The organism is Ruegeria sp. BA2, from assembly GCF_056539605.1.
Genome location: NZ_JBQFVE010000002.1, coordinates 369,058 through 394,791, shown reverse-complemented (window position 1 = coordinate 394,791; position 25,734 = coordinate 369,058). Strand labels below are relative to the sequence as shown.

Sequence of the window (25,734 nt, the reverse complement as noted above, 5' to 3'; positions counted from 1 at the left end):
TAGCGCTAGAATTGGCTGGCTGAAGCAGCTTGCCAGTCTGCAGCGAATTCTTCTGGGATCTTCTTGCCCAACAATGCACCATCATCCAAAAAGCTGAATAGTTCGGCATAAGAGCGCTCTTGTTCATCTGCTGTGCGACGACGGATGTCGGCAGGCCGCAAGTCCGATACTTTTGCTTTGCCCATAGCCCCCAGTATTTCGCGGAAGCTTTCTAATGTCGCATCGTGGAACCGGTGCACGCGTTGCCGTTTTTGGGGCACGTTTACCGCACGACCACGGATCGGGTCCTGAGTCGCCACGCCCGAGGGGCAACGGTTGGTGTTACAATGCAACGCTTGAATACACCCCACTGCAAACATCATCGCCCGCGCTGCGTTACACATGTCCGCACCCAAAGCGAATTTCTCGACCATATCGAACCCGGTCGCAACCTTGCCTGAACTAATCACGCGTATCTTGTCCCGGAGACCTACGCCGCGCAGGCAATTATTCACAAAAATCAGGGCCTCATTCAGAGGCATTCCTAAGCGGTTGGTAAACTCGACAGGTGCAGCGCCTGTCCCCCCTTCCGCGCCGTCCACCGTTATGAAATCGGGCAGGATTTTGGTTTCCAGCATCGCTTTGCAGATTGCCATAAATTCGGACCGACGCCCGATGCACAGTTTGAAACCCACGGGCTTGCCACCAGACATCTCTCGCAGATGTTGGACAAAGTGCATCAACCCCGTCGGCCCATCAAAAGCAGAATGGATGGGTGGAGAAATCACATCCTGATGCACCGGAACTCCGCGAATCTCGGCGATTTCTTCATCGACCTTAGCAGCCGGAAGAACTCCGCCGTGAGACGGCTTCGCCCCCTGCGATAGCTTGATCTCAATCGCTTTGACGACGTCTTTCCTGGCTTTTTCAGCAAACAGATCCTTATCGAACCCGCCATCAGCTGTGCGGCAACCAAAATACCCTGTGCCGATCTGCCAGATGATGTCACCACCTTCGGCCAGATGGTGGGGCGAAAGACCGCCCTCGCCCGTGTTATGCGCAAAACCACCATCTTTTGCGCCACCATTCAAAGCGCGGATCGCATTGGCGCTGAGCGCACCGAAACTCATCGCGGATACATTCAGGCGCGAGGCGTTGTAAGGCTTGTCACACTGCGGTCCCCCCAGCACCACCCGCTCTTCGCTCTCTTCAACGTGCTTGGGGGCCAGCGAATGATCGGCCCGGTGATAGCCTACGGTCATGATATCGTATTGGGTACCAAACGCCTGAGTATCAACCTGCCCCTTGGCGCGGGAATAAACCAGGCTGCGGATGATCCGATTAAAAGGCCGCCCGCTTTCGTTGGTTTCAACGAAATATTGCCGGATCTCAGGACTGACAAACTCCAGCATATAGCGGAAATGCCCCAGAACCGGATAGTTGTTCAGCACGTTATGCTTGGTCGTCAGCATATCGTAGAGACCGATGATCGCGTAGGGGATCAGAATGATCAGCAGCCAATGGGCAGGTGGCCAGTAAAAACCCCAAAGCAAAGTCAGCGGGAGGCAAACATAGCTGAGGATATAATAAAGCCTGCGAACAATCATTTTATGCTTCCCTGAGTAGCGCTGAAACAGCGTGACCTTGATCGGTTTCAGGTCCATGAACCGAACCTTCAAACAGAGCGTGGAACAGATTGGTCTGAATGCGCAAGCCCCTGCGTTTCAAACAAGCGCAACCTTTGGGTCAGCAAGGCCGGTTGATCCGCACAATCGCAATCTGTATGCCGAATGGAAGACCGGTCAACGCAGGGATAATCGCAGTGTCTAGTTCAGCCCCTGCATTCAGTCATCGCGCGCTCATGTACTCAGCCGTCTTTGTTGGCGGCGCTGCCGGATCGTTGCTAAGAGAGCTCTTTTCGCTGGAAATCCCAGGTGCTCCGTTCCTCACAGCAACGTTTGGCATCAATATTGTAGCCTGTTTTATTCTTGGTTGGCTCTATGCCATTCGAAAACGGGTTCATGCGCACGTTCTGCATCTGGGTGCCGTCGGGTTTTGCGGCGGATTGTCCACCTTTTCTTCGTTCGTTGCCGAGTTGGAACGACTTGCAGAAACTGGAAACTGGTTCGTAATTATCGCCGTAAGTGCAGAAATTGCATTTGGCCTCGCCGCAGCGGTTCTGGGCGAAGCATTGGGGCGACGCCAATTCCGGGAAACCCGGCAATGACGGCCCTGTATCTACACGCCATGTTTGCTTTGGGCGGAGGGTTGGGGGCCGTATTGCGGCATTGGCTGACGCTTCGGGTGACGCATGACCTACCCTACGCGACACTGATTGTGAATGTTCTGGGCAGTCTCCTGCTGGGGCTGTGGATCGGCTTTTTGGGCGGTTCGGCTGAAATGGGTGAACAGGAAAAACGTCTTGTTTTTGGGTTTTGCGGCGGCTTCACCACGTTTTCGAGCTTTGCCTATCAGTCACTGCAGCTGCATCGCGAGCGGACAATCGTTTTTGCCGTTGGAAATATCATTCTCAGCCTCGTCTTGTGCTGGTCCGCGCTTTGGCTGGGTCTTGTTCTGACACGTTAGTGTACAGGGGCCGAAGCCCTTTGATCAGGCTTCGGGGCACGGCAGAAGAACAGCAACGGGATCGTCGCCAAGGCAAGCAATCCAAGATTGTTGAACACTGTGAGGTATGAAATCATCTCGGCCTGCCGGGAAATCTCCTGCCCCAGAATTGCGGCGCCTTCTGCGCTTTCGGGTGTCAGCCCGAGCGGGGCAAGGTAAGCCTGTGCTGCAGGATTATAGGGCGTCACATTCTGGCTTAGCGCTGCGGTATTGGTCTGCAAGCCTCGCACGACCCAAGTGCCAACCAACGAGATACCCACTGATGATCCCAGCTGTCTTGTTACATTGAACAGGCCCGAGGCCTCGTCCTGTCGGGCCTTGCTGATGCTTTCGAATGCCAAAATCGACATAGGCACAAAGACCAATCCCATCCCTAGGCCGCTGACAAAACCTGGCCATGCCAATTGCCAGAACCCGGCATTCAGGTTGAGCATCCCTACCATGAAGTTTCCGACTGCAGTCAGAAGCATCCCCAGTCCTGCCAAAACTCGCGGATCAAACCGCGTAACCAGAACAGCGCCCGTCAATACCATGGAAGCGCCAGCTGCGATGCCGCGAGGAATGAACAGATGACCGGACTCGATGACCGGATAGTCAAGCAAGTTCTGCACAAAGGTTGGAAGGATGGCGATCCCGCCAAACAAAGAGATCGCAAAACCCGCGATGATCAGATTGCACAAGGCAAAATTGCGATCCGCAAAAAGCCGTAGATCAACGACCGAGCTCCGGGACGTCAGTGCATGTACAATAAAGCCCACAGCACCCATGACCGACGCAATCAGTGCGATTTGGATGATGCGAGAAGAGAGCCAATCTTTCGTCTCACCCTGATCAAGCACAAATTGCAGGCAGCCAATACCAAGCGCTAGCAGTGCCAGCCCTTTCCAATCGATGCCGACGTTCTCGGTTTCGTCATCGGGCAGTTCGCCAGCCAATAGCAGCAGGGCCATTGCAGCGACAGGAAGATTAACAAAGAACACCATTCGCCACGAGAAATACTCGGTCAATACCGCGCCCACAGTTGGGCCCAACACTGGTGCGACCACAACGCCGAGGCCGAAAACCGCCATTGCCTGCCCCCGTTTCTCACGTGGGAACGCATCGAACAAGATGGACTGAGATAGCGGGATCAGGAACGCGCCGAACATGCCCTGTGCAAGGCGAAACGCGACGATGGTCTCTAGGCTCCATGACAGACCACACATGACAGACATGGTTGCAAAACCTGTGACGGCAGTCAGGATCAGCCGACGCCGTCCTACGCGGCGCGCGACAAACCCGGTCAGCGGCATAACCACTACAGCCGAGACGATATAGCTGGTCAATATCCATGTCGCCTGATCGGTGGTAGCCCCAAACGCCGCCTGGATATGCGGCAATGCAACGTTGACAATAGTGCTGTCCAGAACCTCGAGTATGGCGCTGAGCACAACGGCCACGACAATCACACGATTGATGTGGCCTGGTTCGGTCATTGATCGGTTCCGGTGGTATCCACTATGACCTTGCTGCTGCCCCCGACGCGAAGCAGTGCGTCAGTGGGATCAAGCTCAATCCGCACCGGGAACCGCCGGGTGACCTTTACCCAGTTACCGCTGGAGTTTTCGGACGGTAGCAAAGAAAACGTATCACCCGAGCCGCGGCCGATAGAAGCGACTTTGCCGGTCAGGGTTGTCCCCGGAAGCATATCGACTTGCACGGTGACGGACTGACCCGGGCGAATGCGGGTCAGCGATGTTTCCTTGAAATTGGCGTCCACCCACCACTCAGACGACTCGACGATGGAAAACAGCGGTGCATTGGCCGAAACCGACGACCCTGGCCGCAGAGCCAGATTCGCAATCCAGCCATCGGCCGCGGCGTAGACTTTGGTCCAGGCAAGATCGGCCTGCGCGATCTCTAATGCAGCCTGTGAAGACAACACATTGTCCTGCCGGGCCGCGAGACCACTTTGCAACGCGGAAAGCTCGGATCGGGCAGTGGTCAATCGGGCCGAAGCCTGCGCGAATTCGGATGTGGTTTGATCCAGCGAAGCCTGAGCCAGATCTCCGTCCGAGAACAAGGCTCGGGCGCGTTCAAGATTACTCTGCGCAGTATCGTAGAACGAAGAGGTGCTTTCGACGGCGGCCTGCGCAGCGGTGATCTGGTGCGAGAAAGACTCGGCCTGCTGAATGGCGCTATCCAGATTAGCCTGGGCCTGATCGACCGAGGCCTTGAACTGTGTCGGATCAATTGTGAACAGCAAATCACCTGACTTGACCGGCTGGTTCTCGATCACCGCGAGGTTTGATACCTGCCCGGTCACCTGCGCAGCCACATAAATGATATTGGCCCCAATGTACGCATCATTGGTCGAAGGATAGCGCTCTTCATGCCGCCAATACAGCAATAGGCCCACCGCAATCGCAGCAATAATTCCAGCGACGGCTACTGCTTTTAAACGTTTCATCAGCAGCGCTCCTTCAAGGGTTACATCACGTGCATGTGCATTCGTATGGCCAGATTGCCCAGAATCCAGACGGTGCCGCCGATAATAATCAGCAGAACAAGCGTCGAGAACAGGATCAGATCAAGATCCTCACGACTGCTGCGACGGCGATCGATATGCAGGAAATAGACCAGTTGCACGACCAACTGCGCAATCCCCAATAGGCCGATGGCCATATAGACACCCGGGGTTTCGATTCCGAACTGATGCGCGAGAGCGAAAACGATCAATGTCAGCAACAGCGAACCACCGTAGCCGATCACATAGCGCCGCCGTTCACGTTTATGCATCTCGGATCGCTTATCCATAGGCCAGCCCTCCGAAATAGACGATGGTAATGATGCCGATCCATATCAGATCGAGGAAGTGCCAGAACAGCGCAAGTCTTACCATGCGCGACATCAAAAGATCGGTCAGGCCAAACACCCTTAGCTGAATGCCCAGCACGATCAGCCACAGACATCCTGCAGCAACGTGCAACCCGTGCAGCGGAACGAGCCCATAATAGGCCGACAAAAACCCGCTGCGCTGTGGAATGCCGCCCTGAGCCGCCATGTTCATGAAATCGCGGATTTCCATAGCAAGAAAGCTGAGGCCCAAGACCAAGGTCACTCCAAACCACAACACGATCCTTGCTCGTGGCAGGTTGTATTTCAGCGCCAGCATTGCCAGTCCGACGGTCAGGCTGCTGGTCAACAGAATAAGGGTCTGGGCAAAGATGCTTTTCAGATCGAACAGTTCATGCGGGCCGGGACCTCCGGCCTGTGCATCAATCATGGTGATATAGATCGCAAACATCAGGCCGAAATAGACCAGATCGCTCATCAAGAAGACCCAGAAACCAAAGGTGACAACTTCGGACGCTTTGTGGGCGCTCGCGTGATCTTCGCCGAGGTTGATCCCCGGATAGCTGTGCTTGGGTGCGCGCCTCATGTCACAGCCTCCATATCCGGGCGGGCGAGGCCGCGATTCTCGGGCGCGCTTTCGTGATCGCGATCCACGGCGGCCGTGCTGTGAACCAACGCCAGCCACGCCTCGTGATCCTTGCGTACCTCTTCGGCGGGGATGATGATTTCGGAGCTTGTGTCGAAACTCCAGATGATAATAGCGAGGACTATCGCGATGGTCATTACGATTGCCAGCCACCAAATCCACCAGACCAGAGCGAACATCCAGATGCCGCTAAGCACGCAAAGGATGAAACCAATACCGGTGTTTCGCGGCATCTCGATATCTTCATAGGCTTCAGGGTCGGGATAGGCCTGACCACGTTCCTTAGCGGCAGCAAAATCATCGCGATCAGTGACCTGCGGGATAATAGCGAAATTATAGGGCGGTGGTGGTGACGGGATCGACCATTCCAGCGTGCGCCCATCCCACGGATCGCCTACAGGGGCGCGAGACTGATTGCGATCGCGGATGCTGACCCAAAGTTGGATCAGAACCGAGAGCAGACCACAGGTAATCACCAAAGCCCCGATGACAGCGGTGATCATATAAGGGTGAAAGCTCGGGTCTTCCCAACTGAACGATCGGCGGGGCATCCCCATGAGGCCAACGAAATAAAGCGGCATGAAGGTCAACAGAAACCCAACGGTCCAACAGAACACTGAGACGCGGCCCCAAAACTCATTCAGTCGGAACCCGAAAGCCTTGGGGAACCAATAGTTATATGCGGCGAGCAGTCCGAACAGTACGCCCGGCAGCAGCGCATTGTGGAAATGCGCAACAAGGAACAGGGTGTTGTGCACTTGATAGTCTACAGTTGGGTTGGCGAGAACCACTCCGCTGAGCCCGCCAATGACGAACAGCATCAGAAACGCGAGGCTGTAAAGCATCGGAACTGAGAACCGAATGCGACCACGATAGAGCGTCGCCATCCAGTCATAGACCTTCACCCCGGTCGGGATCGCGATCAGCATGGTTGCAATGCCGAATACTGCGTTGATCAAAGCACTTTGGCCCATCGTAAAGAAGTGATGCAACCAGACGGTGAAGGACATGACCGCAATCGACATTGTAGCGATGACCAGTGAGTTGTAGCCATAGAGCCGCTTGGCCGAGAAGGTGGCAAAAACCTCGGAATAAATGCCGTAGGCGGGCAGGACCAGCAGGTAGACTTCGGGGTGACCGAACAGCCAGAACAGGTTGGCATAGTTCATCATGTTGCCACCAAGGTCATTGGTGAAGAAGTGGAAATCGAGATATCGGTCAGCCGCCAGCAACAATGCAGCTACGCCAAGCGGGGGCATGGCAAAGATGATCAGAATCGAGCTGCAGATTATCGTCCAGCAATACATCGGCAGCCGCATGAACTTCATCCCCGGCGCGCGCAGCTTGTAGATCGTGACGGCAAAATTGATGCCGGTCAGCGTGGTGCCCACGCCTGAGACCACAATCGCCCAGATCCAGTAATCCGGTCCAACGCCTGGATTGAACGCGGCCCCTGTATAGGGCGGATACGCGGTCCAGCCACCTGTTGAGAATTCGCCCACCACAAGCGAAACCATCAGCATCAGCCCGGCCGAGACGGTTAAGCCAAGCCCGATCTGGTTCATCACCGGAAAGGCCACGTCGCGAGCGCCGATCATCAGCGGGATCACATAGTTTGCAACACCAAAGACGAATGGAACCGCCACGAAGAACACCATGATAGTGCCATGGGTGCTGAACAGTTCCGCAAAATGCTCGGGTTCCAGAAATCCGTCCCCCGGACCCGCTGCTTGCTGGGCGCGCATCACCACACCCTCCAGCACACCGCGTGCCAGCATGACGATCGCGAAGACGATATACATGATGCCGATCTTCTTGTGATCAGCACTGGTCAGCCAATCCCGCCAGAGAGGCCCCCACAGCCGGAACCACGTCAGGATGCCAACCACGGCCACAACGCCCACAATCACAATTGCGGCAGCCGCATTTGCGATGATCTCATTTGCGCCTGGGTTCTGGATCAGACCTGCGATGGGAAATGCATCCCAGCTCAAACGGCCAAAGAAACCGGTCTCTGGAGTCGTCATTCGTTTGCCTCCTGCCCGTATTCAACCGTCCCCGGTTGCTGGTCCAATGGCAGAGGTTCTCCGCTGTGATAACGATGCAAGATTGAATGGAACAAATCGCCCTCTTCAAGTGTGAAATAGAGCGCGTTTAGTGGCATGAGCGCCGTGCCCAACGCTGCCTGAACTTCATCCCGGTCGGTGCGCATGGCCAGCGTCTGATAAGTATCTTCGGTCAACGGAATGCCGTGCGTTTTGACACTTGCGACCCAAGCTTCAAAATCTTCAGGAGCCATGGCCTGCGTCAGGAACTTCTGTTTGGTGAAACCCCGGCCATTGTACTGCGTGTTCTCTCCCTGCATCGTCTTGGGCACGTCAGCTACCACATGTAGCTGAGTTGTCATGCCAGGCATGGCATAGATCTGCCCTGCCAGCGCCGGGATCAAGAAAGACTGCATCACAGTGTCTGTGGTCAGCGTCATCGCGACTTGCTGTTTGATTGGTATGCCTAGCTCTCCCACCGTGGCGATGCCGTGATCTGGATAGATGAACAGCCATTTCCAATCGAGACCAACCACCTGCACGTTCATGGCTGGCTCATCCCCGAATGGCGCGGAATAGGGATCAAGGCGATGCGTCGCTTTCCAGAGGTAAAAGGACAAGATCATCACGATCACCACAGGAACGCCCCACATCAGAAATTCAAGCTTTGCGGAAAAATCCCAGTGCGGTGTGTAGGCCGCGTGCCCACCCTTACGACGGCGGTAGCGAAGGGCGATCAAGGGCACCAGAACCAGAACGGGTATCACAGCAATCAGGATCAGTGCGGTCGCACGCAGAAGATGCGTCTTTTGCACCGCTGCAATAGGGCCTTGGGGATCCATGAAGCTGTCGCTTGCCTCGGCAGGGTGAGCCATCAGCAACAAGATAACCAGCGTCACCGAGGTGAGCATTGTGATGACTGACATCCGGGAAAAGGTCACGCCTGTTGATCCTCTTACGACGGGGGTTCCCGGCAACTATCGGCAGAGTCACGGAATTTCTCAAGGACTTTCGCAATACCGCCCCGACGGGCTGCTGTTGACATAAGGTCTTGCGCGCGCGAGACCGATTGTATGCGTTTGGTTCTTGCTTTCTTCACCCTGCTTTGTCTCGCACCGCCCTCGCTTGCGCAGGATCGCGCTGCGGTTGAGCGTCAGTTCCAAAGTTGGCTGGAACAAACCGTCTGGCCAAAGGCAAAGGCCAAGGGCGTTTCGAAACACACATTCCACCGCGCCTTCAATGGAGTGACTTTGAACTGGGACCTTCCGGATTTGGTTCCCCCGGGAAGCCCGGAAAAGACGCCCAAGCACCAACGCCAGGCCGAATTCGGTTCACCTGGGCGATATTTCAATGCGGGATCGGTTCAGGGTGCCACATCTGTTGGGCGCAAGATGGCGAAGCGTCACGCAGATACGCTGACCCGAGTCGAGGCAGAAACAGGCGTTCCTGCCCGTATAATTCTAGCTATTTGGGGACGCGAGAGCGGCTATGGTCAGGTCCCGATCCGCCACAATGCGTTTCAGGTACTGGGCACCAAAGGGTTCATGAGCACGCGGGCGGATTATTTCACCAATGAACTGATTGCCGCATTGCAGATTGCCGAGTCCGGTAACGGCCACGCCCTGAAAAGCAGCTGGGCTGGTGCACTGGGTCAGCCCCAGTTCATGCCCACAAATTTTCTGACCTATGCGCGTGATGGTGACGGCGATGGTCGGGCTGATATCTGGGGCTCGCCCGCTGATACGATTGCATCGATCGGAACATATCTAGACGAGCACGGATGGGTGACAGGTCGCGATTGGGGGTTCGAAGTCAGAGTTCCGACAGCGGTTTCATGCGCGCTGGAGGGCCCAGATCAGGGGCGTTTGATCAGCGATTGGGTCGCTATGGGCGTCAGTCGCGTTTCAGGCAGGCCCTTTCCGGCGCACGAACTCAACGCCGAGGGTTATCTGATGATGCCCGCCGGGCGCAGCGGTCCAGCCTTTATCGTGACACCCAATTTCTATGTCCTTAAGGACTATAACACCAGCGATCTCTACGCGCTGTTTGTGGGCCATGTGGGTGATCGCATTCAATATGGAGTCGGCGACTTTCGCGGTCGTTGGGGCGATGTCGGGAACCTCTACCGATCGGATGTCGCCAGCATGCAGCTGGCACTTGTTCAACAGGGCCATGACGTCGGCGGTGTCGATGGCCTTCCAGGATATAAAACCCGACGCTCAATCGGGCGCTGGCAAGAGGCATCTGGCCGCGCACCTACCTGCTTTCCGGATGCCGCTTTGAAAGCCGTTTTAATGCCGTAGCGCATGAAGTGATTCGCCAAATACGCGTATCAAGCACAACATATTCATCCTTGGTGATATCTTGAATTTCACGAAAATGTCACTGCTGCGAAGTGTTTCAAAATAAAATTTCTACAGCCCTGCGGGTTACAGTTCATTTCAACCTTTGTGGCCATCGCCAACTGCAAACCCTTTTACCTTTGCTCCAAAACTGACAGGTTCTTATGCAGTGAAAGATGACTTTCGCACTCGGATCTCCGACATTGCCTGATTGAAGAGGGTAAAATACTCGATCCTGATGCGATCTAGATCAAGGTCAAGTCCTGACAAATGCCGGAGACATAATGGCAGACGAGCGTGCTACCGCTGATGCGGTCCGGACGCCGTAAACCACATAAAATGGGAGTAATCACATGAACAAAATTATCCGAACCTCATTGGCGGGACTGCTGTCCTCGACCATCATCGCTGGCACTGCAATCGCAGCGGGCACGCATCCAAAGACCGGGGAAGCGCTGGCTGACGATCAAACCTTCACCTACCGAATTCTAGATGAGCACAGCTCAGTAGACCCGCAGGTTGTCGAAGATGTATCGGGCGCCGAAATTGTACGCGACCTGTTTGAAGGCCTGATGAACCAGGATGAAGACGGCAACCTTGTACCCGGTGTCGCCACCGAATTCTCGGTCAATGATACCAAAGACGTGTACACCTTTACCCTGCGCGATGAGGCGAAGTGGTCGAATGGTGATCCGGTAACTGCAGGCGACTTTGTTTATGCTTGGAAACGTGCCGTCGATCCCGAACTTTCGTCGCCTTACGCATGGTTCATGGAACTCATGTCGATCGAAAACGCCGCTGAGATCATTGCGGGCGAGAAGTCGGTTGACGATTTGGGTGTTAAGGCAATCGACGACAAAACACTGGAAGTCCGGCTGAGCGCCCCCCTGCCCTATTTCCCGCAGATGACCACACACTCGACAACTTTCCCCGCGCCGCAGAAAGTGATCGAGGAATTTGGTGATGCGTGGACCAAGCCTGGAAACATAGTCTCGAACGGCGCTTATGTACTGACCGAGCACCTGCCGCAAGAACGCTCTGTGCGTGAGCGTAACGAGATGTACTGGGACAACGACAATACTATCATCGACAAAGTCGTCTCTCTGGTCATCAATGACGAGAACGTTGCCCTGACGCGTTATTTGGCTGGCGAGCTAGACCGCACCGAAATTCCTGCGGGTCAGTATCCGCGCCTAAAGGAAGAGCACCCGGAAGAAGCCATCAGTTTCCCGCGCCTTTGTAACTATTACTACACTTTCAACGTCTCAGATAGCGGCCCCGAAGCCTTTAAGGACCCAAATGTGCGACAGGCGCTGTCGCTTGCCGTTGATCGTGCGATCATCACGGAAAAAGTTATGGCCGGTGGTCAGCCTGAGGCCTACACGTTTGCACCAGAGGCAACCGCTGACTTTACTGCGCCAGAAGTTGAAATGACTTCAATGTCTCAGGCCGAGCGCGATGAGTTGGCCAAAGAGTTGCTGGCCAATGCTGGTTATGGCCCCGACAATCCGCTGAGCTTCGAAATGGTTTACAACACGTCCGAAGCACATAAAAAGGTTGCGGTCGCTCTGAGCCAGATGTGGAAGCAAAAGCTGGGCGTTAACGCCGAGCTGGCGAACATGGAGTGGAAAGTCTTTCTGGAAGAGCGTGGCAACCAGAACTTCGAACTGGCCCGTGGCGCATGGTGCGGGGATTACAACGAAGCATCGACCTTCCTGGATCTGCTGCAATCAGATTCCGGCTACAACGACGGTAAATACAATAACGCCCGCGTAGACGAATTGCTGGCCGAAGCCAAAACTTCGGACGATCCTGCGCCTCTCTATACCGAAGTTGAGCGCATCATTGCGCAGGAAACGCCTGTCATTCCGATCTACCACTATGCTGGTGTTTACATGATGGACAGTGACGTGGGGAACTGGCCGGTGAACAACGTCGAGCAGAATTGGTATTCGAAGAATCTCTACAAGATCGCCGAATAATCGTCATTGAACCTCGCCTTGTCCCGGGTTCACCGGGGCAAGGCCAATAAATACGGGGGGCATCAAATGCTTGCCTATAGTGTTCGGCGACTGCTTGTCGCCATTCCGACGATCCTGCTGTTGATCGTCGCCTGTTTTTTCCTGATGCATGTTGCGCCCGGCGGGCCCTTCACCTCGGAACGGCCATTGCCGCCGCAGGTTCTGGCCAATATCGAGGCGCGGTACGGGTTGGATCAACCGCTGTGGAAACAGCTTTGGGACTATCTGTACAACATCGTCGTGCATTTTGACTTTGGCCCATCCTTTAAGTTCAAGGACCGGGACGTCAATGACATCATCGCGCAGGGTTTCCCAATCTCGCTGACCTACGGTTCGCTGTCCTTTCTGATGGCAACGTCCGTTGGCGTCGCGCTGGGAATTGCCGCTGCGATCAAACACAATAGTTGGATCGACTATTTCGCGGTGGGTCTGGGTATTGCCGCACAGGCCCTTCCGAACTTCATCATGGGCCCGATCCTGATCCTGACCTTTACACTTTGGCTGGGGTGGCTGCCGGGTGGAGGTTGGCATGGTGGCCAGTGGCAATATCTGGTCATGCCGGTCATCGCATTGGCGACGTCCTACATGGGCTCGATCGCAAGGATCACACGGTCGTCAATGCTGGAGGTTCTGAACTCGAACTTCATTCGCACCGCGCGGGCAAAAGGATTGCCGACAAGAACCGTGATCTGGCGCCATGCGCTTAAGCCAACATTGCTGCCGGTGGTCTCGTATCTCGGGCCTGTATTTGTCTATGTCCTGACCGGTTCGGTCTTTGTCGACATCTATTTTTCGACTGGTGGTCTGGGGCAGGCCTATGTGGGTTCCGCGTTGTCACGGGATTACGCCGTGCTGTTGGGGGTCACCATCCTTTATGGCGCGTTGACCGTGGTTGTGAACCTTCTGACCGACCTGGCTTATGCCTGGTTCGATCCAAAAATCCGTTACTGAGGGGCAGGCAATGCTTGGAAAATCACAAAAAGCCGCCCATCTGGCCGAGGAAATCACCGATTACACGGTCATTCAGGGGCGCTCGCTCTGGCAGGACGCACGGATGCGCTTTGTCCGCAACAAGGCCGCAATGGCCAGCGTTTTCATTCTGGCTCTGATCGTGTTGTTCACGATTTTTGGACCGTACTTTGCGGTCTGGAACAATGAAGAGATCGATTGGAACGTCATGGGTGACGTGCGCGGCATGGGAATGCCATCCATCGAATCCGGTCACTATTTCGGCGTCGATGATCTGGGGCGCGATCTTTACAGCCGCGTCATTCAGGCCACGACCACCTCGCTGCTGGTTGGTCTGATTGGGGCCGCAACTGCTCTGATCGTCGGCACATGCTATGGCATCACCGCAGGATATATTGGCGGGCGCACGGACAGTGCGATGATGCGGTTCGTGGATATCCTGCTGGCGATCCCGGCAACGTTAATTATCATTCTTCTACTCGTTGTAGCGGGAAGATCCTTTTTCATGCTGTTCATCGCCTTGGGCGCGGTCGGTTGGCTGACAATGGCGCGGATTGTTCGGGGGCAAACCCTGACCTTGAAGAACCGCGAGTTTATCGAAGCCGCGCGCGCCGCCGGTGTTAGTGAGTTCACCATCATGTACCGCCACATCCTGCCCAACCTGTTGGGCGTCGTCATCGTGTATGCCTCGCTGCTGGTGCCTGAGATGATCCTGACGGAAAGCTTCATCTCGTTCCTCGGTCTCGGAATCTCGGAACCCTATACGTCGTTAGGTCGTCTGATTGCCGAAGGGGCTGGCACCATGGCGTATGGCACGCTCTGGCAGCTGATGTTCCCACTCACTTTCTATGTCGCCATCATCATCACCATGTTCTTCATCGGTGACGGGTTGCGCGACGCTCTGGACCCGAAGGATCGCTGATATGAGTCTGTTTTCCGTGAAGGACCTGAGCGTCCGATTTGATACGCCCGACGGTGTAGTTGAGGCTGTGAAAGGCATCAGTTTCAACATCGACCCCGGTGAATGTCTCGGCATCGTCGGCGAAAGTGGGTCGGGCAAGAGCCAGACGTTCATGGCGGCGATGGGGCTATTGCCCACTGCTGGCCACGCGACCGGCTCCGCAATGCTGAATGGTCAAGATATCCTGAATCTGCCCGTGAACAAAATCAACAAAATCCGAGGCTCTGACGTTGGCATGATCTTTCAGGATCCGCTGACCGCCTTGACACCGCATTTGCGGGTTGGTCAGCAGATGCGCGAAGTGTTGCAGGTGCATGAGGGCCTGCAAGGTTCGGCTGCCCGACAGCGCTGTTTGGACTGGCTCAACCGCGTGCGCATTCCCGAAGCGGCGCGGCGATTGGATCAGTATCCGCACGAACTGTCCGGAGGTATGCGTCAGCGCGTGATGATCGCGATGTCGATGCTGTGTAATCCAAAACTGCTGATCGCGGATGAGCCAACGACCGCGCTGGATGTAACCGTACAGGCGGATATTCTGGATCTGATGGTGCGGCTACAAAAGGACGAAGGTACGGCGATTGCGTTGATCACCCACGATATGGGCGTTGTCGCACGCATGTGTGACAATATTCAGGTCATGCGTATGGGCGAATTTGTCGAGGCCGGGGACACACGCGAAATCTTCCGAGCGCCCCAGCATGACTATACCCGCACGCTACTTGAGGCGATGCCACGCATCGACGCCGGTGATGCACCCAAAGCTCTGCCCCAAGTGGAAGAGCCGTTGCTGAAAGTGGATGACGTCAAGGTTCATTTCCCGATCCATGTCTCAGGTGGCCTGTTCGGGCGCAAGGTGCCCTTGAAGGCCGTCGATGGTGTCAGCTTCGATATTCGCAAGGGTGAAACTCTGGGCGTTGTCGGTGAATCTGGTTGCGGCAAATCCACATTGGCGCGCGCCGTTTTGCAATTGATTGAGCCCAGCGGTGGAAATGTCAGTTGGCTGGGCACGCCAATCGTCGGGCTGAAACGTGCTGAGCTAAACAAATACCGCAAGGATTTGCAGATCGTGTTCCAAGACCCGTTGGCAAGCCTTGATCCACGGATGACAATATCGGCCTCCATCGCGGAACCTTTGAAAACCTATCGCCCGGACCTGACTGAACGCGAGCGCAAGGAACTGGTTTCCGAGATGATGGAGCGCGTTGGCTTGCCAGCCAATATGATCAACAGATACCCGCACGAACTGTCGGGTGGGCAAAATCAACGCGTGGGAATCGCACGCGCTATGATCAACAAGCCAAAGCTGATCATATGCGATGAAGCAGTCTCGGCGCTAGACGTGTCCATTCAGGCCCAGATCGTTGGATTGTTGCGTGAATTGCAACAGGAGTTCGGCTTGTCGATGATCTTTATCAGCCATGATCTCTCGGTGGTGCGCGCGGTCTCAAACCGGATCATGGTTCTGTACCTGGGTCGCATCGTCGAGTTGGGCGATGGCGAAGTGATCTGTTCCGAACCGATCCATCCCTATACCAAATCCTTGATCTCAGCCGTTCCCATCCCTGATCCGGATGTCGAACGCAGCCGCCAACGGCTTAAATTGCCCGGAGAATTGCCGTCCCCCATGGATCCCAAGGCGGCCTTGCGATTCCTGCCTAGCAGGCTGACATTGGGCGAAACAAGCTATGTTCCCAAGCTCAGCGAGGTAGCCCCGGACCATTTCGTCGCAGAGCACGATTCTTTGGAAGCCATAATGGCGAATGCTTGAGGCATTGCACCCCGGTCTCCGGGGTGCAAGTTAGTCAACATGGATTGCATGGCCGCCGGAGAAATGTATTGGGCACTTACGATCAGTCATGTTTCGTTTTGACTCTGCCCATAAGTTAATGGCAAATTTCTGCAAGCCACGGCAGACCTGCTGGGTGAGATTGATTGATAGGTATTTTGGTCTTATGTGGGTGCTCCGGCGTTTCCACTTGGCATCGGTAATATACAGAATTTGTGAGGTAATATGGTACGTAAGGTCACTAAGGCAATTTTCCCTGTTGCAGGAATGGGCACGCGTTTTCTTCCGGCGACAAAATCGGTGCCAAAGGAAATCATGACACTCGTCGACCGTCCTTTGGTTCAGTACGCCATTGATGAGGCACGTGCCGCTGGTATCACCGAGTTCATCTTTGTAACATCTCGCGGAAAATCGGCGCTCGAGGACTATTTCGACCACAATCTCATTTTGGAACAAGACCTGAAATCCAAGGGCAAAGACGATCTGCTTGAGGTATTGAACGCGACAAATATGGAAAGCGGCGCGATTGCCTATATCCGCCAGCATAAGGCATTGGGGTTAGGGCACGCCGTATGGTGCGCACGTCGGCTGATCGGAGATGAACCGTTTGCTGTCATGTTGCCCGACGATGTGATTGCCGCCGACAAGCCCTGCTTGCAACAGATGGTCGAGGCTTATGAAGAAACGGGTGGCAACATGGTTGCCGCGATGGAGGTCCCACATGAAAAGACAAGCTCCTACGGTGTTTTGGATACGGGTCAAAATGTTGGCACTGTTGTCCGAGCCAAAGGAATGGTGGAAAAGCCGAAGCCTGAAGAGGCGCCATCCAATCTTGCGGTGATCGGTCGATATATTTTGGGGCCTTCGGTTCTATATAATTTGAACCAAAAGAAGAAAGGCAGTGGTGGAGAAATCCAGTTAACCGACGCGATTGCCGAAGATATTCAGAACGGCGTACCTGTATTTGGATACAAGTTCGACGGCCAGAGGTTCGATTGCGGCTCGAAAGCCGGCTTCTTACAAGCAACGGTTTCATTCGCTTTAGCCAGGGACGATCTGCGCGACGATCTGAACCAATACATACATGACATTGTTGTTTCAGACCGGGCCGCACAATAGCCCAAAATTGTATTGTCTGATCAGCGTGTTTAGTTTGTTTTGAGTGCTTCAGAGAAGGCGGGCATCTTGAGCAAGGTCTATCCAGTAATTCTATGTGGTGGGTCCGGTACGCGACTTTGGCCATTATCGCGCAAAAGCTATCCCAAGCAGTTTGTACCGCTGATTGGTGAAACCAGCCTGTTGCAACAATGTGCAGATCGGCTGCGAGGCCCCGAAGATACGCCTTACGTCAAGCCCATGATCCTGACCAACGAAGCTTTCCGCTTTGTTGTACCCGAGCAGTTGATGGCCATCGGGATTGATCCCGGTTCAATCCTTATCGAACCGGAAGGGCGCAATACTGCTCCGGCGGTTTTGGCTGCTGCCCTGCACCTTTCTTCGATTGATTCTGATGCGATAATGCTTGTGGCGGCATCGGATCACGTCATTCCAGACACCCAAGCCTTTCACGCAGCCGTCGCCGAAGGGGTGCGCGCAATCGGCAAGAGTGGCGACCTTGTGACTTTTGGGATTACACCAGACCGGCCTGAGACCGGGTACGGTTATCTGAAACTTCGGCACGCACCTGATGCTTCGGGCGCTTCCGTTCCGCTCGACCGCTTTGTTGAAAAACCTGATCTGGACAGTGCTAAGGCAATGGTCACCGAAGGGAGTTACCTTTGGAATTCCGGTATATTCCTGTTTGCCGTTCGCGACATCCTTACGGCATTCGATCGGCATGCCCATGATCTCTTGGCACCTGTTCAAAAGGCGGTCGACGAGGCGCAATCAGACTTGGGTTTTCTCCGGCTCGATCCCCAGGCATGGGCGAGCGTTCCGGATATCTCGATCGACTATGCGGTAATGGAAAGGGCCAGCAATCTGAGTGTTGTACCTTATAGCGCCGGTTGGTCCGATGTTGGCAGTTGGTCCGCGGTGCAAGAGTTGAGCGCGCCTGATGCTAATGGCGTAGCTACAGCAGGAGAAGTGACTGCAATCGATTGCCACAACGTGCTTGTGCGTTCTGAAACGCCCGCGCAAGAGGTCGTGGCAATGGGGCTTGAAAATGTGATTACGGTCGCAATGCCTGATGCAGTTCTTGTCGCCAGCATGGACCGGGCACAGGATGTCAAACAAGCGGTCTCGGCTCTGAAAGCAAAGGGCGCAAAGCAGGCGGAATCGCTGCCCATTGATCACCGCCCCTGGGGATGGTTCGAAAGCCTTGTCATTGGGGATCGCTTTCAGGTGAAACGTATCCATGTAAATCCTGGTGCGTCTCTAAGCCTTCAGTCCCATCATCACCGATCCGAACATTGGATTGTAGTAGAAGGGACTGCTGAGGTGACAATTGATGACAAAGTTCAACTCGTATCCGAGAACCAATCGGTCTACGTGCCTCTGGGCGCAGTGCATCGGATGGTTAACCCCGGTAAAGTGCCCATGGTGTTGATCGAAGTGCAAACCGGGACCTATCTGGGTGAAGATGACATCATTCGCTACGAAGATGTTTATGCCCGAGACTGAGTTTTAAGCTCAGTAGCTATACTACTAAGTAGGTACGTAAGCGGTAGCTGCACACTGGGCGGGCGACTACCGATTGCCAAAGCAAATCATTAACGAATGGAAACCCAGGTGTTCGGTTCGGTCCGGCGAAATTCACGCGGATCATCGCAGGGTAACGCGCAATCGGTATTGGAACGGCACCATTGAATTCTCCCCGTTTTTATCTCTATTTGTCGCAACTGCGCAGGCCCAAAGCCACATGGCGAACAACGAAGCCCTATGCGCATTGGATTTGGAGGTAAAGCTGAGCGTTGCCTCGGTCGATGCGACAAGCACACTGCAGCACTAAAACAGGGCGAAACGTATGCGGCTTGGTGCTGCTCTCACCGAGCCTTGGGTCGGCTAGAGATGGTGAGCTTGCTTTGTCTGAATCGACGCACCATCAGAATCGCAGATCACTGATCAGGTTATAGGGTCCTCTACAGGTACTCCAAATACGGCACCCACAGTAATCGCAATTGGCCGCTGGTTCTGACGCACGAGACCGTTCGGGTGAACGCCCGGACGGTCATTTTTCACGCAATCCGGTTTCCGATTGTTCCAGAAACCATGCATAGGTCTGACGTATCCCCTCCTCCAGACCAATGCTGGCGCTCCAACCCATATTGGTCAGCCGGGATACATCCATTAATTTCTGCATCGTACCATCCGGCTTGACCCGGTCATAACTGACCCGGCCAGTGAAGCCGGTGATACGGGCCACAATTGCGGCCAGTTCAGCGATCGAAATATCCTCACCCGTGCCAACATTGATGTGACTTAGCATCGGTTGCGTATTGGCATCATAGATGCCGCGCGGAAGGTCCAGTACGAAGAGGGTCGCTTTGGCCATGTCGTCGACATGCAGGAACTCTCGCCGGGGTGTTCCGGTTCCCCAGATCACAACTTCCTCATGCCCGTCAGTTTTCGCCTCGTGAAAGCGGCGGATCAGGGCGGGCAGTACATGGCTGTTTGCAGGGTGAAAATTGTCGCCGGGGCCATAGAGGTTGGTTGGCATGACAGATCGATAGTCGACGCCGTATTGCCTATTGTAGCTCTCACATAGTTTGATCCCAGCGATCTTGGCGATGGCGTAGGGTTCGTTCGTCGGCTCCAACGGGCCGGTCAAAAGCGCGTCTTCACGCATTGGCTGGGTGGTTTCGCGTGGATAGATGCAAGAGCTTCCAAGTTGCAGCAGCCGATTTACACCTGCCGAAAACGCCTGATGGATCACATTGCATTCGATCATCAGGTTTTCGTAGATAAAATCTGCCGGATAGGTGTTGTTTGCATGGATGCCGCCAACGCGCGCTGCGGCCAGGATCACAATGTCGGGTTGTTCCGAGCGCAAGAAAGTTTGAACCTGAACCTGATCGGTCAGATCCAATTCGGCCCGCGTGCGCGTGATCAATTCAATTTCTTCACCCGCTTGCTGCCGCTGCTGCAGTTTTCGCAGAATCGCGCTGCCGACCATACCGCGATGCCCTGCCACGTAGACTCTGCGTGCCCCAGCCATCTCAGCCATTTTCCCGCGTTAGAGGTGCCGCAAGCCCATGTTCCTTAAGCAGCGCGTTGCGCCGTGCGATTTCAAGATCTTCGGCAACCATCTCGGCGCACAGGTCCTGCACTGACGTCTCAGGTACCCAACCAAGTTTCTGTTTGGCTTTGGACGGATCACCCAGCAACGAATCCACCTCGGCTGGACGGAAGTATCGGGGGTTGATACGCATCACGATGTCCCCGGCTTTCAATGCCGGTGCCATGTCCCCGATTACCTCGCGGACAATTGCGATTTCGTCGACGCCCGCGCCCGAAAACTCCAGAATGATCCCCAACTCGCTGGCAGACCACTCGATGAACTGGCGCACGGAATATTGCTGGCTGGTCGCGATCACAAAGTCTTCGGGCGTATCTTGCTGTAGCATCAGCCACTGCATCTTCACATAGTCCCGGGCGTGCCCCCAATCGCGCAGGCTGTCGATATTGCCCATGTGCAGACAATCATCCAATCCCTGCGCGATATTTGCGAGGCCCCGCGTGATCTTACGTGTCACAAAGGTCTCGCCGCGCCGGGGGCTTTCGTGGTTGAACAGGATGCCGTTACAGGCGTACATCCCATAGGCTTCGCGATAATTTACTGTGATCCAATAGGAATACAGCTTGGCGACCCCATAGGGTGAACGAGGGTGAAACGGCGTTGTCTCGCGCTGCGGAGTTTCCTGTACCAGACCATAAAGTTCCGAGGTCGAGGCCTGATAGAACCGCGTTTTGCCCTCAAGCCCCAAAAACCGGATCGCTTCGAGCAGACGTAGAGTACCCAGACCATCCACATCCGCGGTGTATTCAGGCGATTCAAAACTCACCGCAACATGGGACTGTGCGCCGAGGTTATAGACCTCGTCTGGCTGCACTTCCTGAATTATCCGCGTCAAGTTTGATGTGTCGCTGAGGTCGCCATAGTGCAGATGCAATCTGGGGTCCGGTTCATGCGGGTCCTGATAGATATGGTCGATCCGCTGCGTGTTGAACGACGAGGCCCGGCGTTTGATACCGTGAACCTCATAACCTTTGGCGAGCAATAGCTCGGCCAGATAAGAGCCATCCTGACCCGTTATGCCGGTGATCAGTGCCGTTTTGCTCATAATTGTGCCCCGATGGATCAGTTTCGCCTGCCTGATCTTCCAGAAACAGCAAGACTCAGCCGATTGCAAGCCAACGCAGTTGTTCGCCGCCTGTTACAAGGCCGCTGTCCAAACGCGATACCGACCTTGGCCGGTAACTTCGCGGATCAGCCCTCTGTCGCTAAGCTTGTCCAGATTACGCTGCGCCGCTGCGCGCGAGGCTTGGGTCAGTTCCTCGGCCAAGGGGGCAGATACCATAGGCCAAGCGGTCAGCGCGTCGATCAAAACGGGCGGCGTCCGACCGCTTAGATCCGATATGGCCTCACGGGCGCGGTCTTCCCAGGCGCTGATCCGATCCAGATGTAACAGGGCGGCAAGGGATGCCTGGCCCGCACCCCTGATCCAGGCCGAGAGCTTTTCGTCTAGCGCCCCTGCCCCGCGCAGCGCACCGGGGCCAGACAAAGAAAGCGGCATGAACAATGCTCCACCTCGGCCCATTGTGGCGGCATGGCGGGCCGCGATTACGGCGGCTTCGGTGTCCTGTCCAATGCCCGGAGACAACGCGCGCCACGCATGAAATCCGATTGCGGACTGGGTCACCGGGTGTAAACCAGCTACATTTCGCATCGTTTCCGCCAGATCGATAATTGCCTCGGGCACGTCCTCGATCCCTTGCGCCTGACGGTCAAGAAACGCTGTCAATCCAGCGTCCCACCCACCCTCAGATGGACCAGCACCCGCAGATAACCGACGAACGGCCCATCCAGCCCGGTAGAGCGCCTGCACATCATCACCGGTCGCCCCGATCCGCAATCCGGTCCAAAGCGCGAGCCGGTCGACGCTGATCCTGTCACCAGTCCACCAGCCCAAATCTGAAACTTCCATTAAAGCCAGCCGGTGGCCCCACCCTTTTGGGCCTGCACGCAGCCTTTCGTCCAATGCACCAAAGGTTACCGCCAGATCGGCAAGCTCAGCGGACAGTTCAGATTGGGCCGCACGCCAGTCCCGGGGATCAAACAACATGCGCTGATCAGACCTGGGCACCGAGGGCAGGAATTCTTCTGGTTCATCTTCGTCAGAAGGCGCGAGGAACCATAAATCCTCATCTTCCGGCGGATCGGTATCGTAGATGCTGCGCGGCCCTTCGTCCAAGGCCTCATCATCGGGGTCCGGTATCTGAGGGTTCGGCTTCATGTCATGTATTCTTCGGACATTTGCCGCAGTTCACAAGAGGTTTTCCATCGTCCTCAGGATCAGCCGGTAAACGCCTCGGTCAGAACATCCAGCTCACCGCTCAAATCCGTCTGCGCATCGCTGCCCAACAGCATGTAGCCATAGCCATCCTTGGCCCATGTCGCGGTTGCGAGACCACTGAGGACCGCGAGATTCACATCTTTGGACGGCGCTGCGGCCCCTTGCCGTATCACACAAAACGCGAGCGGGTTGCCCTGAGCATCTGCGAACACAACCTGCACCAGCGGCTTACCGTTGAATGAGAGCACCTGGGCACGTTTCAGATCAAGGCCCGGCAGATTCTCCAGAACATCGCGATTCAGCGACCGCCCCAGCTTGGCTTCGGCCTGGGCAAACTGCGCATCCAGGCTTTGCTGAGAATTGTCCAAATTTGCGATTGTGTCCGGTGAATAAAGGGATTGGTAGATCGCGGCTTGCTCGGCCCATCCCAGTGCCTCGGGCCTCGTCGCCCAGAAAGTTGCGGAAACGGCGATAACGGCAACTGATGCGGCGACTGCCAGCAGACGAAGTGGCCCTGAGTTAGACTGTGGCGCGGTGGGCGCGGGCAGATCGACCGACGGCGCCTCAACTGGAACGTCTTTGAAAACCTGCTGCACAATCGGGGCGAACGGATCCAATGCCATCAAGCGGGTTTCCAGCGCAGAATCTTCCGCCACCGCGTCTTCTATGGCGCGGGATTCGGCCTCAGAAAGGCTGCCTTCCAGATAGGCCAGAAGTGTTTCGTCGGAAAACTTCATTTGCCACTCCGTCGCACTGCGCTGTCCGCTTCGTGCTGCATTACGGTTTTCAGTTTCTGCCGGGCATTGGACAGCCGGCTCATGATCGTGCCGATGGGAACGTCCAGCATAGCTGCTGCTTCGCGGTAGCTGTAGCCTTCAACAAACACAAGCATAACCGTTTCGCGCTGCGCCTCTGGCAGTTGCATCACCTGGGTAAACACCTGAGCGGCGAAAATATTCGTTTCTGAATCAGGACCTCTTGCGACCAGCTCTGCCTCAGGGGTCACCGACAATGCCTGGGCCTTGCGCACCGACCGCGCCCGTATCTCATTCAGCCAGATTGAGCGGCAGATCGTCATCAGCCAGCTATCCAGCCGCTCATGTGATGTGACCTGGTGGTGTTTTTCCAACGCCCGCAGGGCCGTTGCCTGCATCAGATCGTCCGCTATATCCGAGGCCCCTGATAGCGCCAGCCCAAACCGCCAGACCCGTTTTGAATGGGTCTGGATCGCGCCGCGTACGGCTTGCTCGCTGCTCATTTCAACACTCATCGAATAATTCGCGATCTGTGCGTGTTTGATTTGTCATGGGACCGGGTCCGCTTGGTCAGAACTGTCATAGACTCTGGAGGAATGAAATGAAACTTCTGCTCAAATCAATCACGATTGCGTCGGCTTTTGTTGCAGGTCCGGTACTGGCCGCAGATTGGACATTGAACCCTGACGCCTCTCATCTGGCCTATGGAACGGTCAAAATTGAGGATGTGGGCGAGGTCAATTCCTTTACCAATCTCTCGGGCCATGTCAGCGGCGACGGTAAGGTCGAGATCGATATCGATTTGTCTTCGGTTGAAACGAATATCGACATCCGCAATGAAAGGATGATCGAATATGTGTTCCGCAAAGCCCCGACCGCGACCCTGACCGCGGAGATTGATATGGACGAGGTCTCCAAGCTGGACGTGGGTGCCAGCAACACGGTTGAGGTGGATGCAAAACTGGCTCTGGCAGGAACCGAGGTCGAATTTTACACCGACATGTTCATCCTGCGCGTAGCCGAAGACGCGGTCATGGTGTCAACCAACGACATGGTTTTCATCAGCACCGAGGATGCGGGCGTTTCTGCAGGCGTCGACAAATTGATGGAACTGGCGCAGCTGCCCAGCATCACCCGTACCGTGCCTGTTACGGCGCGACTGATGTTCAGCCTTGATGGCTGAACACAGCGCAAGAGTTTGGCCCCGGCTTAGGCCCCCCAAGTATCGCTCAGGCGATAGCCGCCGGGCCATGGGTCATCGGGGTCTAGCATATGCTGGTGTGTGCCCGTAATCCAACCTCGGCCCGATATTTCCGGCGTGATCGCCAAGCGACCGTTCAGATCAAACTGATCAACGATACGACAGCGGAATTCACTGTCGATAACCGACCGCGCATGGTAGCGGTCGGTCAACGTCATCTCTCCTTTGGCCAGCAAAACGGCCATCCGGGCCGATGCGCCGGTGCCGCAGGGCGAGCGATCCAGCTTACCCGGCTTGATGGCGACGGTATTGCGACCTGTGAGGACGTCGCCCTGCCGATCCAGCGGGCCTGCGATCTGGCAGAATGAAATGTGGTTCCAATCTTTGGTGGGATGATTGAAGCCAAGCTGCTCATTGGCGGCGTCAGTAATCCGCGCTCCGGTCCTTGCCAGATCGGCACCTTCATCTGGCGTCAGAGAAAACCCCAGATCGGCGGCCTCGACGATTGCAAAACTGTCGCCACCAAATGCGGTATCGACCCGAAGTGTCCCGATACCTTCGACCTCAATCCGGGCATCGAGTTTGTCGACGAAACTTGGAACGTTCTGCACAAAGATACGTTCGGCCTTGCCATTGCGGCATTCGGCGCGGACGCGGACAAGCCCACCGGGCGCTTCCAAAGTCAGATGGGTTTCAGGCTCGCGCATCGGAAGGATGCCACTATCCAGCAAGACTGTAGAGACACAGATAGAATTAGACCCGGACATGGGCGGCGTGTCTTCCGGTTCCATGATGATAAAGGCCGCGTCGGCTTCAGGGTTTTTGGGCGGCACCAGCAAATTCACATGGCGAAAAACACCGCCGCGGGGTTCATTCAGCATGAATTCCCGCAGGGTCTGGTCTTCGGCGATAAAGGTCCTCTGGTCCCAAACCGTTTCCCCAGGGGGCGGAGTGACACCTCCGACAATGACGTCGCCCACTTCACCTTCGGCATGGGCCGAGATCACATGGATGGTTTTGGAGCTGCGCATCGGGCCTCCTCGAAAACAGCCGG

General features: G+C 55.5%; 23 protein-coding genes. 10 read left to right on the top strand and 13 right to left on the bottom strand.

All coding sequences use genetic code 11. The features are described from left to right. Positions 1-5 precede the first annotated feature (5 nt). Positions 6-1,586, bottom strand: a complete 1,581-nt coding sequence (locus ACR0NN_RS06460; RefSeq protein ID WP_170723453.1) for an FMN-binding glutamate synthase family protein — start codon at positions 1,584-1,586, stop codon at positions 6-8. A 98-nt stretch (positions 1,587-1,684) separates the two neighbouring features. On the opposite strand from ACR0NN_RS06460, the gene ACR0NN_RS06455 reads away from it, so the two are divergent. Both ACR0NN_RS06455 and crcB read left to right on the top strand, forming a co-directional pair. Beyond that, a complete protein-coding gene (locus tag ACR0NN_RS06455) occupies positions 1,685-2,206 on the top strand; it encodes a fluoride efflux transporter FluC (protein WP_480684148.1) in 522 nt (173 codons plus the stop codon). Continuing rightward, positions 2,203-2,565, top strand: a complete 363-nt coding sequence (gene crcB / locus ACR0NN_RS06450; RefSeq protein ID WP_170723325.1) for a fluoride efflux transporter CrcB — start codon at positions 2,203-2,205, stop codon at positions 2,563-2,565. Before ACR0NN_RS06455 ends, crcB begins: the two co-directional genes overlap by 4 nt. Here the strand turns inward: crcB and ACR0NN_RS06445 are convergent. From ACR0NN_RS06445 to ACR0NN_RS06420, 6 genes are read right to left on the bottom strand one after another with little or no spacing between them, the layout of a single operon-like run. Next, entirely contained in the window at positions 2,562-4,079 is a 1,518-nt protein-coding gene (locus ACR0NN_RS06445; protein WP_170723324.1) for a DHA2 family efflux MFS transporter permease subunit, read from the bottom strand. The genes crcB and ACR0NN_RS06445 overlap by 4 nt on opposite strands. Further along, a complete protein-coding gene (locus ACR0NN_RS06440; RefSeq protein ID WP_170723323.1) occupies positions 4,076-5,053 on the bottom strand; it encodes an HlyD family secretion protein in 978 nt (325 codons plus the stop codon). Before ACR0NN_RS06440 ends, ACR0NN_RS06445 begins: the two co-directional genes overlap by 4 nt. Positions 5,054-5,073: 20 nt before the next feature. Then, positions 5,074-5,400 (bottom strand): cytochrome o ubiquinol oxidase subunit IV, encoded by a 327-nt coding sequence (locus ACR0NN_RS06435; RefSeq protein ID WP_480684146.1) that lies wholly within the window; start codon positions 5,398-5,400, stop codon positions 5,074-5,076. Continuing rightward, complete coding sequence (locus ACR0NN_RS06430; RefSeq protein ID WP_170723322.1) at positions 5,393-6,025, bottom strand: cytochrome c oxidase subunit 3; 633 nt, start codon at positions 6,023-6,025, stop codon at positions 5,393-5,395. Before ACR0NN_RS06430 ends, ACR0NN_RS06435 begins: the two co-directional genes overlap by 8 nt. Continuing rightward, positions 6,022-8,112, bottom strand: a complete 2,091-nt coding sequence (locus ACR0NN_RS06425) for a cbb3-type cytochrome c oxidase subunit I (RefSeq protein WP_170723321.1) — start codon at positions 8,110-8,112, stop codon at positions 6,022-6,024. The genes ACR0NN_RS06430 and ACR0NN_RS06425 overlap by 4 nt, the downstream gene beginning before the upstream one ends. Then, a complete protein-coding gene (locus ACR0NN_RS06420) occupies positions 8,109-9,056 on the bottom strand; it encodes a cytochrome ubiquinol oxidase subunit II (RefSeq protein ID WP_480684143.1) in 948 nt (315 codons plus the stop codon). The genes ACR0NN_RS06425 and ACR0NN_RS06420 overlap by 4 nt, the downstream gene beginning before the upstream one ends. 147 nt (positions 9,057-9,203) lie before the next feature. Here ACR0NN_RS06420 and ACR0NN_RS06415 point away from each other — a divergent pair, with 147 nt between their 5' ends. The 7 genes from ACR0NN_RS06415 (at position 9,204) to ACR0NN_RS06385 (ending at position 18,831) form a co-directional block, all read left to right on the top strand. Beyond that, on the top strand, positions 9,204-10,433 hold the full coding sequence (locus ACR0NN_RS06415; protein WP_170723320.1) for a lytic murein transglycosylase: 1,230 nt from the start codon (positions 9,204-9,206) through the stop codon (positions 10,431-10,433). A gap of 392 nt (positions 10,434-10,825) precedes the next feature. Beyond that, entirely contained in the window at positions 10,826-12,454 is a 1,629-nt protein-coding gene (locus tag ACR0NN_RS06410) for a peptide ABC transporter substrate-binding protein (RefSeq protein WP_170723319.1), read from the top strand. 66 nt (positions 12,455-12,520) lie between these two features. Continuing rightward, positions 12,521-13,444, top strand: a complete 924-nt coding sequence (gene oppB / locus ACR0NN_RS06405) for an oligopeptide ABC transporter permease OppB (protein WP_170723318.1) — start codon at positions 12,521-12,523, stop codon at positions 13,442-13,444. 10 nt (positions 13,445-13,454) lie between these two features. After that, positions 13,455-14,384: an ABC transporter permease subunit gene (locus ACR0NN_RS06400; protein WP_170685620.1), complete on the top strand. Its 930-nt coding sequence runs from the start codon at positions 13,455-13,457 to the stop codon at positions 14,382-14,384. 1 nt (position 14,385) lies between these two features. Continuing rightward, positions 14,386-16,191, top strand: a complete 1,806-nt coding sequence (locus ACR0NN_RS06395) for an ABC transporter ATP-binding protein (protein ID WP_170723317.1) — start codon at positions 14,386-14,388, stop codon at positions 16,189-16,191. A gap of 243 nt (positions 16,192-16,434) precedes the next feature. Beyond that, a complete protein-coding gene (gene galU / locus ACR0NN_RS06390; RefSeq protein WP_170723316.1) occupies positions 16,435-17,328 on the top strand; it encodes a UTP--glucose-1-phosphate uridylyltransferase GalU in 894 nt (297 codons plus the stop codon). Between the two features lie 66 nt (positions 17,329-17,394). Continuing rightward, positions 17,395-18,831 carry a mannose-1-phosphate guanylyltransferase/mannose-6-phosphate isomerase gene (locus ACR0NN_RS06385; RefSeq protein WP_170723315.1) on the top strand — a complete coding sequence of 479 codons (1,437 nt, stop codon included), beginning with the start codon at positions 17,395-17,397 and terminating at the stop codon, positions 18,829-18,831. 547 nt (positions 18,832-19,378) lie between these two features. Here the strand turns inward: ACR0NN_RS06385 and fcl are convergent. The 5 genes from fcl to ACR0NN_RS06360 all read right to left on the bottom strand — a co-directional run bounded on the left by fcl (position 19,379) and on the right by ACR0NN_RS06360 (position 23,982). Continuing rightward, positions 19,379-20,365, bottom strand: a complete 987-nt coding sequence (gene fcl / locus ACR0NN_RS06380) for a GDP-L-fucose synthase (RefSeq protein WP_480684330.1) — start codon at positions 20,363-20,365, stop codon at positions 19,379-19,381. Position 20,366: 1 nt separating this feature from the next. Beyond that, positions 20,367-21,491: a GDP-mannose 4,6-dehydratase gene (gene gmd, locus ACR0NN_RS06375; RefSeq protein WP_170723314.1), complete on the bottom strand. Its 1,125-nt coding sequence runs from the start codon at positions 21,489-21,491 to the stop codon at positions 20,367-20,369. Between the two features lie 93 nt (positions 21,492-21,584). Beyond that, a complete protein-coding gene (locus ACR0NN_RS06370) occupies positions 21,585-22,664 on the bottom strand; it encodes a helix-turn-helix domain-containing protein (RefSeq protein WP_480684140.1) in 1,080 nt (359 codons plus the stop codon). A 59-nt stretch (positions 22,665-22,723) separates the two neighbouring features. Beyond that, the gene (locus tag ACR0NN_RS06365) at positions 22,724-23,461 is read right to left on the bottom strand and encodes a hypothetical protein (protein ID WP_480684138.1); all 738 of its coding nucleotides are present in this window, start codon (positions 23,459-23,461) and stop codon (positions 22,724-22,726) included. Further along, entirely contained in the window at positions 23,458-23,982 is a 525-nt protein-coding gene (locus ACR0NN_RS06360; RefSeq protein ID WP_480684136.1) for an RNA polymerase sigma factor, read from the bottom strand. Before ACR0NN_RS06360 ends, ACR0NN_RS06365 begins: the two co-directional genes overlap by 4 nt. 98 nt (positions 23,983-24,080) lie before the next feature. Between ACR0NN_RS06360 and ACR0NN_RS06355 the strand changes: the two genes are divergently transcribed. Continuing rightward, the gene (locus tag ACR0NN_RS06355) at positions 24,081-24,662 is read left to right on the top strand and encodes a YceI family protein (RefSeq protein WP_170723310.1); all 582 of its coding nucleotides are present in this window, start codon (positions 24,081-24,083) and stop codon (positions 24,660-24,662) included. Between the two features lie 26 nt (positions 24,663-24,688). Here ACR0NN_RS06355 and ACR0NN_RS06350 read toward each other — a convergent pair whose 3' ends face one another. Next, entirely contained in the window at positions 24,689-25,711 is a 1,023-nt protein-coding gene (locus ACR0NN_RS06350) for a trans-3-hydroxy-L-proline dehydratase (RefSeq protein ID WP_170723309.1), read from the bottom strand. Between the last annotated feature and the right edge of the window lie 23 nt (positions 25,712-25,734).

Bases quoted from the DNA above. Each gene is read 5' to 3' on its own strand.
- ACR0NN_RS06460 (WP_170723453.1), bottom strand. From the start codon at position 1,586: ATGATTGTTCGCAGGCTTTATTATATCCTCAGCTATGTTTGCCTCCCG.
- ACR0NN_RS06455 (WP_480684148.1), top strand. From the start codon at position 1,685: ATGCGCAAGCCCCTGCGTTTCAAACAAGCGCAACCTTTGGGTCAGCAA.
- crcB (WP_170723325.1), top strand. From the start codon at position 2,203: ATGACGGCCCTGTATCTACACGCCATGTTTGCTTTGGGCGGAGGGTTG.
- ACR0NN_RS06445 (WP_170723324.1), bottom strand. From the start codon at position 4,079: ATGACCGAACCAGGCCACATCAATCGTGTGATTGTCGTGGCCGTTGTG.
- ACR0NN_RS06440 (WP_170723323.1), bottom strand. From the start codon at position 5,053: ATGAAACGTTTAAAAGCAGTAGCCGTCGCTGGAATTATTGCTGCGATT.
- ACR0NN_RS06435 (WP_480684146.1), bottom strand. From the start codon at position 5,400: ATGGATAAGCGATCCGAGATGCATAAACGTGAACGGCGGCGCTATGTG.
- ACR0NN_RS06430 (WP_170723322.1), bottom strand. From the start codon at position 6,025: ATGAGGCGCGCACCCAAGCACAGCTATCCGGGGATCAACCTCGGCGAA.
- ACR0NN_RS06425 (WP_170723321.1), bottom strand. From the start codon at position 8,112: ATGACGACTCCAGAGACCGGTTTCTTTGGCCGTTTGAGCTGGGATGCA.
- ACR0NN_RS06420 (WP_480684143.1), bottom strand. From the start codon at position 9,056: ATGTCAGTCATCACAATGCTCACCTCGGTGACGCTGGTTATCTTGTTG.
- ACR0NN_RS06415 (WP_170723320.1), top strand. From the start codon at position 9,204: ATGCGTTTGGTTCTTGCTTTCTTCACCCTGCTTTGTCTCGCACCGCCC.
- ACR0NN_RS06410 (WP_170723319.1), top strand. From the start codon at position 10,826: ATGAACAAAATTATCCGAACCTCATTGGCGGGACTGCTGTCCTCGACC.
- oppB (WP_170723318.1), top strand. From the start codon at position 12,521: ATGCTTGCCTATAGTGTTCGGCGACTGCTTGTCGCCATTCCGACGATC.
- ACR0NN_RS06400 (WP_170685620.1), top strand. From the start codon at position 13,455: ATGCTTGGAAAATCACAAAAAGCCGCCCATCTGGCCGAGGAAATCACC.
- ACR0NN_RS06395 (WP_170723317.1), top strand. From the start codon at position 14,386: ATGAGTCTGTTTTCCGTGAAGGACCTGAGCGTCCGATTTGATACGCCC.
- galU (WP_170723316.1), top strand. From the start codon at position 16,435: ATGGTACGTAAGGTCACTAAGGCAATTTTCCCTGTTGCAGGAATGGGC.
- fcl (WP_480684330.1), bottom strand. From the start codon at position 20,365: ATGGCTGGGGCACGCAGAGTCTACGTGGCAGGGCATCGCGGTATGGTC.
- gmd (WP_170723314.1), bottom strand. From the start codon at position 21,491: ATGAGCAAAACGGCACTGATCACCGGCATAACGGGTCAGGATGGCTCT.
- ACR0NN_RS06370 (WP_480684140.1), bottom strand. From the start codon at position 22,664: ATGAAGCCGAACCCTCAGATACCGGACCCCGATGATGAGGCCTTGGAC.
- ACR0NN_RS06365 (WP_480684138.1), bottom strand. From the start codon at position 23,461: ATGAAGTTTTCCGACGAAACACTTCTGGCCTATCTGGAAGGCAGCCTT.
- ACR0NN_RS06360 (WP_480684136.1), bottom strand. From the start codon at position 23,982: ATGAGCAGCGAGCAAGCCGTACGCGGCGCGATCCAGACCCATTCAAAA.
- ACR0NN_RS06355 (WP_170723310.1), top strand. From the start codon at position 24,081: ATGAAACTTCTGCTCAAATCAATCACGATTGCGTCGGCTTTTGTTGCA.
- ACR0NN_RS06350 (WP_170723309.1), bottom strand. From the start codon at position 25,711: ATGCGCAGCTCCAAAACCATCCATGTGATCTCGGCCCATGCCGAAGGT.